Source organism: Streptomyces daqingensis (genome assembly GCF_014645895.1).
GTDB classification, from domain to species: domain Bacteria; phylum Actinomycetota; class Actinomycetes; order Streptomycetales; family Streptomycetaceae; genus Streptomyces; species Streptomyces daqingensis.
In genome coordinates, this window is the sequence record NZ_BMMP01000002.1 from 40,618 (window position 1) to 56,255 (window position 15,638).

Here is a 15,638-nt window from a genome sequence, read left to right on the forward strand (position 1 = left end):
CCGAGCCGTCCACGCCGCAGGGGCCCGTCTCCGGGCCGTCCGCACCGCAGCGCACCGAGGCGTACCGGCCTGTGCGGCCGGTACGCCTCCTGCTGTCCGGCGTGCCCGCCGGAAATGCCCGTGGCGTCCGGGACTGCCCGCCGGTGCCCGTCCGGACGTATGCCGCGGCGCGTTCTTCGGCGGCGGCGTCCCGGGTACACGCCGGCGGGGCCGCCCGACGCGGCGATGCCCGCGGTGTGCGCGGAATCTCCCTCGCGGCCGGGCCCGGATCCGGGGGGCGGTGTCCGCGGACGCCGCCCAAGAGATATCTTGACGTCGAGACGACGTAGACGTGAAGCGGAGTATCGGTGACTGACTCGACCATCATCTACACGCAAACCGACGAGGCGCCGGCCCTGGCCACGTACTCGTTCCTGCCCGTCATCAGGGCCTACGGGTCGACGGCCGGCGTCGGTGTCGAAAGCCGTGACATCTCCCTCGCGGCGCGCATCATCGCCGGCTTCCCCGAGCGTCTCCGGGAGGACCAGCGCATCGACGACGAGCTGGCCTACCTCGGCGAGCTGGCGAAGACACCCGAAGCCAACATCATCAAGCTGCCGAACATCTCGGCGTCCATCCCGCAGCTCAAGGCGGCCATCGCCGAACTGCAGGAGCAGGGTTACGCGCTGCCGGACTACCCGGACGACCCGAAGACCGACGAGGAGCGCGACGTCCGCGCGCGCTACGACAAGGTCAAGGGCAGCGCCGTCAACCCGGTGCTGCGCGAGGGCAACTCCGACCGCCGCGCGCCCGCCTCGGTGAAGTCCTACGCCCGTAAGTACCCGCACCGCATGGGCGCCTGGACGTCCGAGTCGAAGACGAACGTCGCGCACATGGACGGCGACGACTTCCGCTCGACGGAGAAGTCGGCCGTCGTCTCCGAGGCCGGCTCGCTGCGCATCGAACTCGCGGGCGACGACGGAAGCGTCACGGTGCTGCGCGAGTCCGTGCCCGTGCTGGCGGGCGAGGTCGTGGACGCCGCCGTCATGCGCGTCGCGGCGTTGCGGGAGTTCCTCGAGGCGCAGGTCGCGCGGGCGAAGTCGGAGAACGTGCTCTTCTCGGTCCACCTGAAGGCCACGATGATGAAGGTCTCCGACCCGATCATCTTCGGTCACGCCGTCCGCTCGTTCTTCCCGAAGACCTTCGCCGAGTACGGCCGGACGCTCGCGTCCGCCGGCCTGTCCCCCAACGACGGCCTCGGCGGCATCTTCAAGGGCCTGGAGTCGCTGCCCGAGGGCGCGAAGATCAAGGAGTCCTTCGAGGCGGAGCTCGCCGAGGGACCCCAGCTGGCGATGGTCGACTCCCACCGCGGCATCACGAACCTGCACGTTCCGAGCGACGTGATCGTCGACGCCTCCATGCCGGCGATGATCCGCACCTCGGGCCACATGTGGAACGCGAACGACGAGGAGGACGACACCCTCGCCGTCATCCCCGACAGCAGCTACGCGGGCATCTACCAGGTCGTCATCGACGACTGCCGCGCCAACGGCGCCTTCGACCCGTCCACGATGGGCTCCGTGCCCAACGTCGGCCTGATGGCGCAGAAGGCCGAGGAGTACGGCAGCCACGACAAGACCTTCGAGATCCCCTCCCCCGGCACGGTGCGAGTGCTCGACGGCAGCGGCGCCGTCCTCATGGAGCAGGCGGTCAGCACCGGCGACATCTTCCGCATGTGCCAGACCAAGGACGCCCCGATCAGGGACTGGGTCAAGCTGGCCGTGAGCCGGGCCCGCGCGACCGGCGACCCCGCCGTCTTCTGGCTGGACCAGAGCCGCGCGCACGACGCCAACCTCATCGCGAAGGTCGAGCAGTACCTCCCCGAGCACGACACGGAGGGACTGGACATCCGGGTCATGTCCCCGGCCGACGCGATGGCGTTCTCCCTGGAGCGCATCCGCCGCGGCGAGAACACCGTCTCCGTCACGGGCAACGTGCTGCGCGACTACCTGACGGACCTCTTCCCGATCCTGGAGCTGGGCACCAGCGCGAAGATGCTCTCCATCGTCCCGCTGATGAACGGCGGCGGCCTGTTCGAGACGGGTGCCGGCGGGTCCGCGCCCAAGCACGTGCAGCAGCTCGTCAAGGAGAACTACCTCCGCTGGGACAGCCTGGGCGAGTTCCTCGCGCTCATGGTCAGCTTCGAGCACCTCGCGCAGCGGACCGGCAACCCGCGTGCGCAGATCCTCGCGGACACCCTCGACAGGGCGACGGCCACGTTCCTGGAGGAGAACAAGTCGCCGAGCCGCAAGCTGGGCGGCATCGACAACCGCGGCAGCCACTTCTACCTGGCGCTGTACTGGGCGCAGGAGCTGGCGAAGCAGACCCAGGACGCCGAACTGGCCGCGGCCTTCTCGGAGCTCGCCACGACGCTGTCGCAGCAGGAGCAGACGATCGTCGACGAGCTGATCGCGGTGCAGGGCTCCGCGGCCGACATCGGCGGGTACTACCACCCCGACGAGGAGAAGACGGGGGCCGTCATGCGCCCGTCGAAGACGTTCAACGAGGCGCTTGCCGCCCTCAGCCGGGGCTGAGGCCCGGGCGGTAGGCCGGACCGCGTCGTCGAGGGCTCCGTTCCACTCCGGTGGGGCGGGGCCCTGACGCGTGCCCTGCCCGCACGTGCGTGAGGGCGCGGTGTGCGAGAGGAGCGGCGGACAAGGGCCGTACGAGGGACCGCGCACGATGGGGGACGGAGTGCGCCTCTGCGCACGCCGGAGAGCCGGAGCGGTGGCGGGAGGGCCGGGGCCGAACTACGCGGCGCCGAGCGGCAGAAGAAGGCTGGAGAGGGGCCCCTGCCCGATGGGTCGCGCACGTGACGCGGCCCCGGGGGCGGCCGGTGGAAGCGGTGGCTCCTCCGGCCGCCGTACGGGAGTCGTCAGCGGACGGGGACGGTCATCGGGAGCGGAGACCGCCCCGATATCGTCCCCTCGGGAATCCGGGCATTCCCAGGCGTTCCCGCCCGCGGCGGTGCGGCGAGCGGAGTTACTGGGAATTCACTGCTTCGCCGCCCCGGGCCGGTGGCCCTGTCCTGGAATCGCCCTCCCGGCATTGTGCCGGGATTTCCGGGGCGGAGAGGCGAGTCAGCCGGGCATTCCGTCCAGATGCGGCAGGCTGTGGTCGAGCCGCTCCCGCTTGGTCCACAAGTAGTCGAAATTCTCCTTGTTGGGCTGAATCAGCAGCGGGATGCGTTCCGAGATGTCGATACCGTTGGCCTCGAGCGCGTTGCGCTTTCTCGGGTTGTTCGAGAGGAGGCGGACGGATTCCACGCCCAGGTCGTTCAGGATCTCGACGGCGACGCTGTATTCCCGCGCGTCCACGGGGAGCCCGAGCGCGAGATTCGCCTCGACCGTGTCGAGCCCCTCGGCCTGCTGCAGCTTCAGCGCCTTCAGCTTGGCCAACAACCCGATGCCGCGGCCCTCGTGGCCCTGAATGTAGACCAGGATGCCCGCACCCTCGGCGACCATCATCTGCAGGGCCGTGCCCAGTTGGTCACCGCACTCGCAGTGCGTCGACCCGAAGACCTCTCCTGTCAGGCATTCGGAGTGCACACGGGTGAGCACCCCGTGCGGGGTGATGTCGCCGTGTACGAGGGTTATTTGCTCTCTTCCGCTCTCCCGGTCCAAGTACCCGATGGCCAGGAAATCTCCGTGCACCGTGGGCAGCCGGACCTCGACCACCCGCTCGACAGCAGATCGCGGCGGGGCGCCGTTCGCAAGGGATTCAAGGTCTGCCATGGGCTGAGCGTACCTCCCGTACAACCATTCATCTGGCTCTTGCCGAAAAAGCTGAATCAACGTGCGCATTCTCGGAATTGAATGCGCAGAGTTGGGTGAAAAGCACAGTCAGGGCAGCGTCGCGCGGGAACGCCCGGCGGGATACCGGGCGGCCGGAACGGAGCCGACTCTCCCACAGCGCGGACGGGACTGCCACAGCCAGACGACATCACGTGTGAAGGACCACACCAGCGAGGTCAGCGCGAGAGCGACCAGCGTGACGTTCACAGATCCGGGCAGAACACCGGCGGTCGCGACGAGGAGGACGATCCCCTGGAGCGCCGCGACGGTCTTTCGCGCGAAGCTCGGCGGGAGCGGGGCGTTCATCCAGGGCAGGGCCCGCGCGGCCGCGACGAACGCGTACCGCATGCCGCCGATGGCTATGACCCACGGTCCGAGGGCGAACGCGAGGTAGATGCTCAGTACAAGAAGAAGGAACGCGTCGACTTCCATGTCGAATCGCGCTCCGAGAGAGGACGAGGTGCCGGTGCGCCGCGCCACGAGGCCGTCCACGAAGTCCAGCATGAGCGCGCAGGTCGTCATCGCCACCGTCGCGCCGATGTGCGCGCCGCCTGCCGCGTCCGCTACGAGCGCCGTGACCCCGCCGACGAGAGTGGCCCGGGCGAGCGTGACCTTGTCGGCCGGCCCGAGGCCGGGCTTGCCGGAGCGCAGCAGCACGGCGCAGACCGTCACACCGAAGAGCGTGCCGGTCAGCCAGCCCACCGGCCCGAGGCCGACCGTCGACCACAGGAGCGCGAGAAGGAGCAGCTGAGCGGCGACCCCCAGGGCGGTCTGCCGTCCCAACTGCCCGACCTTCCGCCAGTCTTGCGTGATCATCGCGCCTCCTGGTGCAGGTGTGGCGGAGCCGGATGGGGCTGATTATGGTACGAGTGATCAGCGTGATGTGAAGAAATTGCAGTTGCCACCTTGCCTGGAGGGCACAAATGGAGCGCACAGCTCGGGCTTACTGGCTCCGGTCCCCGGGATTCGGCGAGATCCACTCCGTCACCCTTCCTTCCCTCGGCCAAGGCGAGTTGCTCGTGCGTACGGTCTGCTCAGGTGTGAGCCGCGGGACGGAGAGCCTCGTCTTCCACGGCCGGGTGCCTGAAAGCCAGCACCATGTCATGAGGGCCCCCTTCCAGGAGGGCGATTTCCCCGGACCCATCAAGTACGGCTATTTGAACGTGGGGATCGTCGAAGAGGGGGATCATGACCTGTTGGGCCGCCGGGTCTTCTGTCTCTACCCGCACCAGACCCGCTACGTGGTCCCCGCCGACGCGGTGACTCCCGTGCCGGACGAGGTGCCCTCGCGCCGGGCTGTGCTCGCGGGAACGATGGAGACCGCGGTGAACGCGGTGTGGGACGCGGCGCCGATGCTCGGCGAGAGGATCGCCGTGGTCGGGGGCGGGATGGTCGGCTGCAGCGTCGCGGCCGTCCTCGGCCGCTTCCCCGCATCCCGGGTGGAGTTGGTCGACGCGGATCCCTCGCGCGCCGAGGCCGCGGAGGCGCTGGGCGTCGGTTTCGCCCTGCCGGAGGAGGCGGCGGAGGACTGCGACCTCGTCGTGCACGCCAGCGCCACGCAGGCCGGTCTCACCCGGTCCCTGGAACTGCTGGCACCGGAGGGGCGGATCGTCGAACTGAGCTGGTACGGCGAGGAGAAGGTCAGCGTCCCTCTCGGGGAGTTCTTCCACTCGCGGCGCCTGGCGATCAGGAGCAGCCAGGTCGGGGCGCTGCCCCCGTCGATGCGCTCGCGCCGCACGTTCGCGGACCGCATGGCCCTCGCGCTCGACCTGCTGCGGGACCCCGCCCTGGAGATGCTCGTCACCGGCAGCTCCGCCTTCGACGAACTCCCCGAGGTGATGCCCGAGATCGCGAGCGGCCGGATGCCCGCCCTGTGCCACCTCATCACGTACGGCGACGACGCCGTCCAGTGACGAACCCGAACCCGACCACCGGCCCGATTCCGGCCGCCACCACCACCAAGAACCACCGGAGAGTGAACGATGTTCAGCATCACCGTCCGTGACCACATGATGATCGCCCACAGCTTCCGCGGTGACGTCTTCGGGCCCGCGCAGCGGCTGCACGGCGCGACCTTCGTGGTCGACGCCACCTTCCGCCGCCGCGAGCTGGACTCCGACGGCATCGTGGTCGACATCGGTGCCGCGACGCAGGAGCTGAACGGCATTCTCGCCGCCCTCAACTACCGCAATCTGGACGACGAGCCCGACTTCGCCGGGATGAACACCTCCACCGAGGTGCTCTGCAAGGTCGTCGCCGACCGTCTCGCCGAGAAGGTCCACGGCGGCGCGCTGGGCGAGAACGCCCGCGGCCTCGACTCGATCGTGGTGACGCTGCACGAGTCGCACGTCGCGTGGGCCAGCTACGAGCGCTCCCTGTGAGCTCGGCGGACGGCACCGGGGGCCGTCCGGGAGGCGGCGCGCAGAGGGCTTCGCCCGTGCACTTCGTGATGCCCGGCGACGTGGACGACCCCGCGTCCCCCAGCGGCGGGAACGCCTACGACCGCCGGATGTGCCGCGAACTCGCCGCCGCCGGACGGCCGGTGGGCGAAGCGGCCCTCCCGGGCGGCTGGCCCGATCCGGGCCCGTCGGCCAGGTCCGCCCTGGAGCGTGAACTGGCGGGCCTGCCGGACGGATCCGTCGTCCTCGTGGACGGTCTCGTGGCCTGCGGGGTGCCCGAGATCGTCGTGCCCGAGACCGGACGGCTGCGCGTGGCGGTGCTGATGCACCTGCCCCTCGCGGACGAGACGGGGATCGAACCCGGCCTGGCGGCGCGGCTGGAGGAGCTGGAGGGCCGGACGCTGCGCGCCGCGCACGCGGTCGTCGCCACCAGCGACTGGGCGGCCCGCGACGTGCGGCACCGGCACGGGCTGGACCCGCGGCGCGTGCACACGGTGTGCCCCGGCACGGACCCCGCCCCGCTCGCCCGGGGCACCGACGGCGCCTCGCGGCTGCTGTGCGTCGCCGCCGTCACGCGCCGCAAGGGGCAGGCCGATCTGGCCCGCGCCCTGGCCGAGGTCGCCGACACGCCGTTCACCTGCGAGTTCGCCGGAGCGCTCGACCGGGACCCCGCCTACACCGAGGAGCTCCGCGGTGTGCTGCGCGACGCCGGGCTGGAGGACCGCGTACAGCTGTCGGGGCCTCTCACGGGGCGGCCGCTCGCGGAGGCGTACGACGCGGCGGACCTGTTCGTCCTCGCGTCGCACGCCGAGACCTACGGCATGGTCTTCACGGAGGCGCTCTCCCGCGGCATCCCCGTACTGGCGACAGCGGCGGGCGCCGTGAGCGACACCGTGGGAACGGCACCCGACGGGAGCGTCCCCGGCATCCTCGTACCGCCCGGCGACGCCGGTGCCCTGGCCGGAGCCCTGCGCAGGTGGCTGACCGAGCCCACAATTCGTCGTCTTGTGACAACATCCGCACGCCGGCGCCGTGCCGGACTGCAAGGTTGGCCCGGAGCCTCTCAGCGCCTTGACGAGGTACTGGAGAGTCTTCGCGGCGAACGACCCGATGCGCCCGAACCGTCCGTTCCGCCGGACGACGGAGCGCGACATGAAGACCGGAGAACTCCTTGAACGCTGTCGGCGCTTCCCGCTACGCCCCCGAATGGCTCTCGCTGCGTGAAGGCGCCGACGCACAGGCCCGCTCCTGCGAACTGCTGGAGCCGCTGCGCGAATTCCTGTCCGCCGCCCGGGCAAACGGCGGCACCGGGACGGTCACCGTCCGCGACCTCGGCTGCGGTACGGGCTCGATGGGGCGCTGGCTCGCGTCCCGGCTGGACGGACCGCAGCGCTGGATCATGCACGACCGCGATCCCGACCTGCTCGCCGGTATCGCCTCCCGTATGCCGGAGCAGTCCGCCGACGGCAGCCCCGTCGAGGTCGTGCCGGAGGAGCTGGACGTCACCGAAGTGACCGGCGACTACCTGGCGGGCACCTCCGTGGTGGCCGCCTCAGCGCTGCTGGACCTGCTGACCGCCGAGGAGGTGGACCGCATCGCCGCCGCGTGCACGTCGGCGGGCAGCGCGGTCCTCTTCGCCCTCTCCGTGGAGGGCAGGGTCGAACTCGACCCCGCCGACCCCCTCGACGGCGAGATGGCCGACGCCTTCAACGAACATCAGCGCCGCGCAGTCGACGGGCGCCGCCTGCTCGGACCCGACGCCGTCGAAGCGGCCACGTCCGCGTTCGAACTGCACGGCGCGACCGTGCGCACCCGGCTCAGCCCGTGGCGACTCGGGCCGCAGGAGAGAGAGCTGACCGCCGAGTGGCTGCGCGGCTGGGTCGGCGCGGCCCTCGCGCAGCGGCCCGCTCTGCGGGCGGCGGGAGAGGACTACCTGCGCCGCAGACTCCGCACCTGCGAGGAGGGCGGGCTGCGCGCCGTGGTGCACCACCGCGATCTCCTCGCGCTCCCCGGACCGGGCGGACGCGCATGACGCGCAGACTGTGGCGCGGACTGCGCGTACCGATCGCCGTCGGCATCCTCGTCGCGGTCCTCTACCGGCTGGGCACCTCCGAACTCCTCGACGCACTGGGGCGGATAGACGCCCGCGCCGTCCTCCTCACCTTCCTCTTCAGCGTCCCCGCCACCGTCTTCAGCGCGGGCCGGTGGGTGGTGGTCTCCCAACGGCTGGGCGTGCGGATGCGGTTGCGCACCGCGGTCGCCGACTACTACCAGGCACTCTTCCTCAACGCGACGCTTCCCTCGGGCGTGCTGGGCGACGTCCACCGGGCAGTGCGGCACGGCAAGGACAACGGCGACGTCGGACGGGGCGTGCGCGCGGTGCTGCTGGAACGCACCGCCGGCCAGGTCGTCGTGGTCGCCGCCTCCCTCGCCGTGCTGGGCGCTGGCACCTCGTACCTGCCGGTGCTCGGCGCGTACCGGATGCAGCTGGCCGTGTTCGCCGTGCTGGTGGCCGCTATCGGGGCCGTCGCCGCGGTGTGCGTGGTGCGGGCCCGCCGGTCCCCCGCGGAGCGTGCCGGGTGGCAGTGTTCGCTCGCCGCGTTCTTCGCGGACGCGCGTACGGCGCTGCTCGCCCGCGACAGCTGGCCCGGCGTGCTGGGGCTGTCGGTGCTCGCCCTGGCGGGCCACCTGAGCCTGTTCCTCGCCGCCGCCCGCGTGGCCGGGGCGACGGCTCCGCTGGCGGTGCTGGTACCGCCTCTGCTGCTCGCGCTGCTGGTGATGGCCCTGCCCGTCAACATCGGCGGGTGGGGGCCCCGCGAGGGCGTGTGCGCGCTGGCGTTCGGCGTCGCGGGGCTGGGAGCCGCCCAGGGCCTCGCGGCCGCGGTCGTCTACGGGGCCCTGGCGCTGCTCTCCAGCCTGCCCGGCGCCGGCGTGCTGGCGCTCCGCATGGTGGCGGCGCGCCGGTCACGCCGCGAGGAGGTCCAGCTCGAAGAGCACGTCTTCGCCGAGTGGGAAGACGCGGGTGGGCGGCCGCAGGGCCTCCCCCATCCTGACGGGGCCCGGGAACCGCAGGCCGGGCACGCCGTCGCCGATCACGACGGGCGCGACCGTCACGTAGAGCCGGTGCAGCACGTCCGCGCGCAGGAATCCGGACACGGTCGCGCCCCCGCCCTCCACCATCACCCGGCGCAGACCGCGCTGCGCTAGCGCGTCCAGCAGCAGCCGGGGCTCGAAACCGCCCTCGCCGCGCGGCAGCCGGAGCACCTCGAAGCCGGGGGCCCCGCCGGTCGAGGGGGTAGCGGACGAGGAGGTGCCGGAAGCGGGGGCCGCCTCCGGACCCGCGGGTGCGTCCGTGCCGATCACGTGCAGGGTGGGTGCCTGCCCGTCGGTGAAGACCTGCGCCTCGCGGCTCGCCTCCCAGGCGCGGCCGCGCGGATCGAGCACCACCCGCACCGGGTTGCCGCCCGGGCAGGCGCGCACCGTCAGGCGCGGATCGTCGGCGATCGTGGTGCCCGCTCCGACGAGGACGGCGTCGGACAGGGCGCGCAGCCTGTGCAGGTGGAGGCGGTCCTCCTCGCCCGTGACGTAGTTGGAGTGGCCGGTGCGCGTGGCGATGAACCCGTCGATGCTCTGGCCGAGCTGAGCGAAGGCGCACTCGGCCCCCGCCAGGCACAGCGGCGTGTACAGCGAGGCGAGGACCCCGGCCTCCGGCGACGCGGGGACACGCCACCGCCATCCGCCGTCCGCCCCCTGCTCCAGGCCGGCCGCGGCTGCTTCCTCGCGGGTGCGCACGCGCAGCAGCCGCTCCCACGCCTCCTGGTCTCCCAGGGCTTCGGGTCCGTCGGCCGCCGCTGCCCCGGCTGCGGCCCCGGTCCCGGCGGCCGCGCCGGTCACGTCCGCGTGGCCGCGCTCTCCAGGGGCGGTCACAGTGCCTCCAGCACGCGCAGGTGGTCCTCGAACGCGCCGCAGAGGGCCGTGAGTACGTCGTCCCCCTTGCGGGCGGAGGCGAGGGAGGGGCGCCCGACGACGCCGGACGAGGTGTAGGGGCCGAGGCCGAGGGAGTGCAGATGCCGGCGGTCGTCGCACAGCCAGTCCGCCGACTCGTATCCCTCGCGAACGGCTTCCGGCCGCGTGTGCAGCAGGATCGACGTCTCCAGTTCGCCCGCGTGCATGTCGCTCCGGGCGGGAGTCTCCACCCCGGCCTTCGCGGTGGCCTCCTCCCAGTCCGCGCCCGTCGGGAAGAGCACCATGCGGTGCCCCTCCTCCGTGGCCTCCTGGACGATGTTGCGCAGCACGTAGTTGCCGCCGTGCCCGTTGACGATCGCGAGCCCCGTCACCCCGGAGCGCCGCAGGGACGCCGCGATGTCGCGGATCACCGCGACGAGGGTGCCCGCGGTGATGCTCACCGTGCCCGGCCACTTCGCGTGCTCCTGCGAGCAGGAGAACGTCAGCGGCGGGAGCGGCTGCACCGGGTAGGCGGCGGCGAGCCGGTCGACGACGGCGCACGCCACGAGCGTGTCCGTCGCCAACGGCATGTAGCGGCCGTGCTGTTCGTAGCTGCCCACGGGCAGGACCGCCACGGTCGCCCGGCGCTCCCCTACGTCCTCGGTCGTCTCCTTCGGCAGCGCGTGGGAGGCGATGCTGTCCATGGGTGTCGTGCTCCTTCGGGGCGGTGCGTCGAGCGTCGTGGGGGTGCCGCGGCGGCGGTCCCGGCGGCGGCACGATCACGCTTGCACAGAAACCCCACACCCACCAGTCCCACCGGAGAAGGGGGAGAAGGCCCACGTCCTGCCCGCTCCCCCTTCGTTCCGCCGCGCCGGGTGCTCTGCCGCGTCACCGCCCGTCCGGGACGCCCGGAGCGTCCAGGACGTCCGCGCTGACGGGCCCCCTCCGGGTCATCAACCGGACGTGGCCCGGGTTGAGTTCGTCGACGGAGGTGACGCCGAGCAGCTTCATCGTCCGCTCCACCTCGGCGCCGAGGATCTCGATCGCGCGGGCCACGCCTGCCTGACCGCCGGCCATCAGCCCGTAGAGGTAGGCGCGGCCGACGAGCGCGAAGTCCGCGCCGAGGGCGTGCGCCGCCACGATGTCGCCGCCGTTCATGATCCCGGTGTCCAGCATGACCGTCCCGCGGTCGCCGACCGCCTCGGCTATGCGCGGCAGCAGGTGCAGCGGCACGGGGGCGCGGTCCAGCTGGCGGCCCCCGTGGTTGGAGACGACGACGCCGTCGGCGCCGTGCGCCATGACCTTCTCGGCGTCGGCGACGGTCTGGATGCCCTTGACGAGGATCGGGCCGTCCCACGTCTCACGGATCCAGTCGAGGTCGTCGAAGGTGACGGTCGGGTCGTAGAGCTTGCTCACCAGTTCCGTGAGGGCTCCTTCGCCGCTCTTGTCGAAGGCGAAGGAGTACGGCTCGGTGGTGAGGAAGTTCAGCCACCACTCCCAGCGGTAGGAGGCGTCCAGGAACGTCCGGAGCGTGAGCTGCGGCGGGATCGTCATGCCGTTGCGCAGGTCGCGCAGCCTGTTGCCGTTGACGGGTACGTCGACGGTGACGAGCAGCGCCTCGTAGCCCGCCGCCTTGGCGTTGGCGACGAGTTCGCGGGAGAGGTCGCGGTCCTTCCACAGGTAGAGCTGGAACCACTTGCGGGCCGAGGGTGCGGCCGCGGCGACGTCCTCGATGGAGGTCGTGCCCACGGTGGACAGCGCGTAGGGGATCCCCGCCTGCTCGGCGGCCGCGGCCACGGCACGTTCGCCCGCGGAGTGCATCATGCGCGTGAAGCCGGTGGGCGCCAGGCCGAAGGGCAGCGCGGACGTCCCGCCGAGCACGGTCGCCGAGGTGTCGGCATGTGCGACGTCCCGCAGCACGCCGGGCCGGAACTCCAGGTCCTCGAAGGCCTCCCGGGCACGTCGTACGCCGACCTCGCCGTCGGCCGCGCCGTCGGTGTAGTCGAACGGGCCCGCGGGGGTGCGGCGCTTCGCGATCCGCCTCAGGTCCCAGATGGTGTGGGCGCTCGCCAGCCTCCGTGCCGTGGCGTTCCTCTGCCTCGGCTTCATCTTCAGCAGCGGTGCGATGTCCCGGGGGCGCGGGAACCGGCGTTCGAGTGTCGTCATGGGAATGCTCTCCGTCGATGCGTGTGGTCTCGTACTGCTCGCGGACGGCGCCCGCCGGGGTCCGGCGGCGGTCTCCGCGCCCGCCGCGACCCGGTCTACGGCCCCCCGGAGGGGACGTCCGGTCCTCCGCTGCGGTGGCCGCCGGCGGAGGATCCGGTCGCCGCCTCCACCGCCGCTGCCACTCCCCCGCGCTCCAGCTCCGCCAGCAGTTCGCCGACGGCCGCGACGAACTCGTCCTGCCCGCCCAGCTCCTGACCGAGCAGCGCCTCCTCCCGCAGGCACAGCCGGGCGAGTTCGTGCCCTCGCCGCTCCGGGGTTCCTCCCCTGGCCGCCCGCTCCCCCTTGGCCCGCAGGCGCTCCGCGTTCGGGTCGGCGAGGGCGCGGCCCCCGGGCAACGCGGCGGGGTGGGCGAGGCACTTGAGCCAGGCGGCGACCGTCAGTGCGAGCACGGCGGGCAGCGTCCCGTGCCGCCTGTGCCACAGCACCGCCCCGGGGACGCGCTGGGCGAGCTTGAGCGATCCGTCGGCACCGACCTGCGCGGTGCCGTGGGCCAGCCTGCGGTTCGCGAAGCGCTCGCGGAGCTCCCTGCGGTAGGCGGCGACGTCGAAGCCGCCGGGGAGGACGAGCGTCGGCTCGTACTCGTCGCCCAGCCGTTCGGCGGCCCGCGCGACGACGGGGTCGGCGGCGGCGTCGGCGATCAGCTCGCGGCCCGTGAGCATGCCGAGGTAGGCGAGGAGCGAGTGGACGCCGTTCAGCAGCCGCACCTTGGCCGTCTCGTAGTCGTGCACGCGGTCCGTCAGCACGGCGCCGGCCTTCTCCCACGCGGGGCGGCCGGCGGCGAAGTCGTCGCGCATCACCCACATGGTGAACGGCTCGGCGGGGACGGGCACTTCGTCGTCGAAGCCGGCCTCGGCGGCCATCCGGCGGTGCTCGTCGGTCGTTGCGGGGACGATCCGGTCGACCATGGTGTCCGGGCAGGTGACGGACTCGTCGAGGAAGGCCAGCAGCTCCGCGCCGTCCCGGGCGGGCATGGCCCCGGCGAAGTCCCGCAGCAGCCCGGCGAGGGTCGTGCCGTTGGCCGTGAGGTTGTCGCAGCTGAGCAGCGTGACGGGCTCGGCGGAGGCGCGGCAGCGGCGCAGCAGCCCCGCTGCCAGACGGCCGACCGTGCTGCGCGGCGGGGAGCCCGCCACATCGTCGCGGACGGCTGGGGCGTCCAGGTCGAGGCCGCCGGTGCGGGCGCTGATGCCGTACCCCTTCTCGGTCACCGTGAGGGAGACGATCCGGGTCGCCGGGTCGGCGATCTCGGCGGTGGTGCGGCCGGGTTCGTCCGCGGCGACGAACGCGTCGGTGATGCTCGCTACCTCACGGACGTCCGTCTGCCCGGGGCCGAGCGTCAGGACGTGGTAGCGCATCCCCTGCCGCCGCAGCGCCTCCACGACGCCGCGGGTGCTCCCGGCGGCCCCCGTGATCGTCCAGGGGCCGCCGGAGCGGGCCGCGTCCTCGGTGTAGAGGGCCTGGTGGGCGCGGTGGAAGTTGCCGAGCCCCAGGTGCAGGATGCGGCGCGCTCCGGGCCCGCCGGCGTGTGCGTCGGTCAAGTCCGCTCCTTCGTCGGGGACTTCGGCGACTGCTCGGCGATGCCGCTCTCCGCCCCTCGTGCTCCGTCCTCTTGCACGTCCGGTGCCACGTCGTGTTGCGCGTTTTCCCCGTTCTGTTCTGCGTCCTGTTCCACGTACCCGTACACCTCGGGCAGCACGTACGTCGCCGCGAGGTAGCCGGTCAGGGAGAGCACCGAGACGATGACGGTCGCCAGCGGGACGCCCAGGCTCTCGAACATGATCGGGAAAAAGAAGATCGTCACGAACGCGGCGAGCTTCACGAAGATGTACCCGAAGCCCGACGCGGTCGCCTTGTAGCGGCTCGGCGCCACCATCGAGGCGATGGTCATCCCGTTGGACGCGGCCCAGTAGTGGCCCCACATCAGGGCGCCCGCCGCAACGGGCACGAGCCACTTCCAGTCCAGGTGGAGGAAGAGCGCCGCCAGCAGCAGCGACAGGAAGGCCGTCCCGAATCCCCAGCGGGCGACGCCGCGGTGGCCCAGCCGGGGCGTCACCATGGGGGCGACGAAGCCGCTGACCGTGGCGACGACGTAGATCGCGCCGGTGATGAAGTTGGTCGCGCCGATGCCCGAGACGCCCGTGAGGACCAGGATCACCGGCAGGTAGAAGGCGAAGGCGGCGAACTCCGCGCCCTGCATGGCGTTGGAGATCCACGCGAAGACGCTGCTGCGCCGGCGTACGGGGTCCTTCCAGATCCCGGCGAGGAAGTCGCGGGTACGGGGCCGCTCGATGCGGAAGTCCTCGTCGGGGAGCATCGCAAGGTCGTCCCCGAACATCTTCCGCGCGACGGCCTTGGCCTGCCGGAACTTGCCGCGCTGTATCAGCCACAGCGCCGTGTCGGGGACGTCGAGGCGCCCGATCAGCAGGGCGAGCGCGGGCAGTGCGCCCAGCCCGAGTCCGATGCGCCACAGCAGGCTGTGGTCCATGCCGCTGAGGTAGAGCCCGGTGACGACGGCGATCGCCGCGATCTCGCCGAGGCCGAACATCCCCTGCCAGCGGTTGCCCATCACCTCGCGCTTGCCCTTGGGCATCGTCTCCATGATGTAGGCGTAGCCCGTGGAGATGTCGCTGCCCAGCGGGAGCCCCAGCAGGAAGCGGACGAGCACCAGTTCCCACATGGACGTGACGAAGGACTGGGCAAGGGCGAGGACGACGAAGAGCGCCATCGTCGTGATGAAGACCTTGCGGCGGCCGAACCTGTCGGCGAACCAGCCTCCGCAGACGGCGCCGATCAGCGCGCCGAGCTGGACCGCCCCGGAGGCGAGTCCGAGCATGCTCGCGCTGGGGTTCAGGTCCGCCTTGACGAAGAGCAGGAGGAAGGAGATGGCGTACAGGTCCCAGGCCTCGATGAGGATCGTGGAGATCATCAGCCAGCCGGTGCGGCGTCCGGCGTCGGTACCGTGTCTGGCGAGGACGTGTCTGGCCGCGGAGTCCGAGAGGTGTCGCACTTCCGCCTGAGTCGTCACAGCGCCTCCTCACCGTCGCCAGGGCCATCAGTATTCCGTCTCACGGAATGCGATTCCGTGATCTAGAATCCCGCGCAACTTACGAAGCACTGCGTGGCCCTGTCAATGACCTGCCCTTATCTCCGATCCGTCCGCAGGAGCAGGGCCGGTTCCCCGTTCCGCCCGGCGGGCCGCCGATTGCCCGCCGCTCACCGGCGTCCCGCCCCTCCCCCG

Annotated in this window: 12 protein-coding genes and 1 pseudogene; 6 read left to right on the top strand and 7 right to left on the bottom strand. The window is 71.9% G+C overall.

Annotation, left to right across the window (positions count from 1 at the left end; genetic code table 11):
* Positions 1–347 precede the first annotated feature (347 nt).
* Positions 348–2,573 carry an NADP-dependent isocitrate dehydrogenase gene (locus IEY56_RS02590; RefSeq protein WP_189035408.1) on the top strand — a complete coding sequence of 742 codons (2,226 nt, stop codon included), beginning with the start codon at positions 348–350 and terminating at the stop codon, positions 2,571–2,573.
* 546 nt (positions 2,574–3,119) lie between these two features.
* Here IEY56_RS02590 and ribA read toward each other — a convergent pair.
* Together ribA and IEY56_RS02600 are read right to left on the bottom strand one after the other, a co-directional pair.
* Positions 3,120–3,773, bottom strand: coding sequence for a GTP cyclohydrolase II (ribA, locus tag IEY56_RS02595; RefSeq protein ID WP_189035409.1), 654 nt, complete (start codon positions 3,771–3,773; stop codon positions 3,120–3,122).
* Positions 3,774–3,881: 108 nt separating this feature from the next.
* Entirely contained in the window at positions 3,882–4,649 is a 768-nt protein-coding gene (locus IEY56_RS02600; protein WP_189035410.1) for a CDP-alcohol phosphatidyltransferase family protein, read from the bottom strand.
* A 107-nt stretch (positions 4,650–4,756) separates the two neighbouring features.
* Here IEY56_RS02600 and IEY56_RS02605 point away from each other — a divergent pair, with 107 nt between their 5' ends.
* The 5 genes and pseudogenes from IEY56_RS02605 to IEY56_RS02625 form a co-directional block, all read left to right on the top strand.
* Entirely contained in the window at positions 4,757–5,746 is a 990-nt protein-coding gene (locus tag IEY56_RS02605) for a zinc-dependent alcohol dehydrogenase (protein ID WP_189035411.1), read from the top strand.
* Between the two features lie 69 nt (positions 5,747–5,815).
* Positions 5,816–6,214, top strand: a complete 399-nt coding sequence (locus IEY56_RS02610) for a 6-pyruvoyl trahydropterin synthase family protein (RefSeq protein ID WP_189035412.1) — start codon at positions 5,816–5,818, stop codon at positions 6,212–6,214.
* Entirely contained in the window at positions 6,211–7,407 is a 1,197-nt protein-coding gene (locus IEY56_RS02615) for a glycosyltransferase family 4 protein (protein ID WP_373292021.1), read from the top strand. The genes IEY56_RS02610 and IEY56_RS02615 overlap by 4 nt, the downstream gene beginning before the upstream one ends.
* Positions 7,404–8,264: an SAM-dependent methyltransferase gene (locus tag IEY56_RS02620; RefSeq protein ID WP_189035413.1), complete on the top strand. Its 861-nt coding sequence runs from the start codon at positions 7,404–7,406 to the stop codon at positions 8,262–8,264. The genes IEY56_RS02615 and IEY56_RS02620 overlap by 4 nt, the downstream gene beginning before the upstream one ends.
* Positions 8,261–9,091: pseudogene (locus IEY56_RS02625) on the top strand (lysylphosphatidylglycerol synthase domain-containing protein); the annotation flags it as partial. The gene IEY56_RS02620 and the pseudogene IEY56_RS02625, both read left to right, overlap by 4 nt.
* A gap of 105 nt (positions 9,092–9,196) precedes the next feature.
* Here the strand turns inward: IEY56_RS02625 and IEY56_RS02630 are convergent.
* The 5 genes from IEY56_RS02630 to IEY56_RS02650 form a co-directional block, all read right to left on the bottom strand.
* Positions 9,197–10,159 (bottom strand): RibD family protein, encoded by a 963-nt coding sequence (locus IEY56_RS02630; protein ID WP_229711536.1) that lies wholly within the window; start codon positions 10,157–10,159, stop codon positions 9,197–9,199.
* Entirely contained in the window at positions 10,156–10,881 is a 726-nt protein-coding gene (locus tag IEY56_RS02635) for a creatininase family protein (RefSeq protein WP_189035414.1), read from the bottom strand. The genes IEY56_RS02630 and IEY56_RS02635 overlap by 4 nt, the downstream gene beginning before the upstream one ends.
* 184 nt (positions 10,882–11,065) lie before the next feature.
* Positions 11,066–12,343, bottom strand: a complete 1,278-nt coding sequence (locus IEY56_RS02640; RefSeq protein WP_189035415.1) for an alpha-hydroxy acid oxidase — start codon at positions 12,341–12,343, stop codon at positions 11,066–11,068.
* A gap of 95 nt (positions 12,344–12,438) precedes the next feature.
* Complete coding sequence (locus IEY56_RS02645; protein ID WP_189035416.1) at positions 12,439–13,938, bottom strand: mannitol dehydrogenase family protein; 1,500 nt, start codon at positions 13,936–13,938, stop codon at positions 12,439–12,441.
* Positions 13,935–15,425 (bottom strand): MFS transporter, encoded by a 1,491-nt coding sequence (locus tag IEY56_RS02650; RefSeq protein ID WP_229711538.1) that lies wholly within the window; start codon positions 15,423–15,425, stop codon positions 13,935–13,937. The genes IEY56_RS02645 and IEY56_RS02650 overlap by 4 nt, the downstream gene beginning before the upstream one ends.
* Positions 15,426–15,638 lie beyond the last annotated feature (213 nt).

Excerpts from the sequence above, each read along its gene's own strand:
- IEY56_RS02635 (WP_189035414.1), bottom strand. The coding sequence starts at position 10,881 with ATGGACAGCATCGCCTCCCACGCGCTGCCGAAGGAGACGACCGAGGAC.
- IEY56_RS02640 (WP_189035415.1), bottom strand. The coding sequence starts at position 12,343 with ATGACGACACTCGAACGCCGGTTCCCGCGCCCCCGGGACATCGCACCG.
- IEY56_RS02600 (WP_189035410.1), bottom strand. The coding sequence starts at position 4,649 with ATGATCACGCAAGACTGGCGGAAGGTCGGGCAGTTGGGACGGCAGACC.
- ribA (WP_189035409.1), bottom strand. The coding sequence starts at position 3,773 with ATGGCAGACCTTGAATCCCTTGCGAACGGCGCCCCGCCGCGATCTGCT.
- IEY56_RS02605 (WP_189035411.1), top strand. The coding sequence starts at position 4,757 with ATGGAGCGCACAGCTCGGGCTTACTGGCTCCGGTCCCCGGGATTCGGC.
- IEY56_RS02610 (WP_189035412.1), top strand. The coding sequence starts at position 5,816 with ATGTTCAGCATCACCGTCCGTGACCACATGATGATCGCCCACAGCTTC.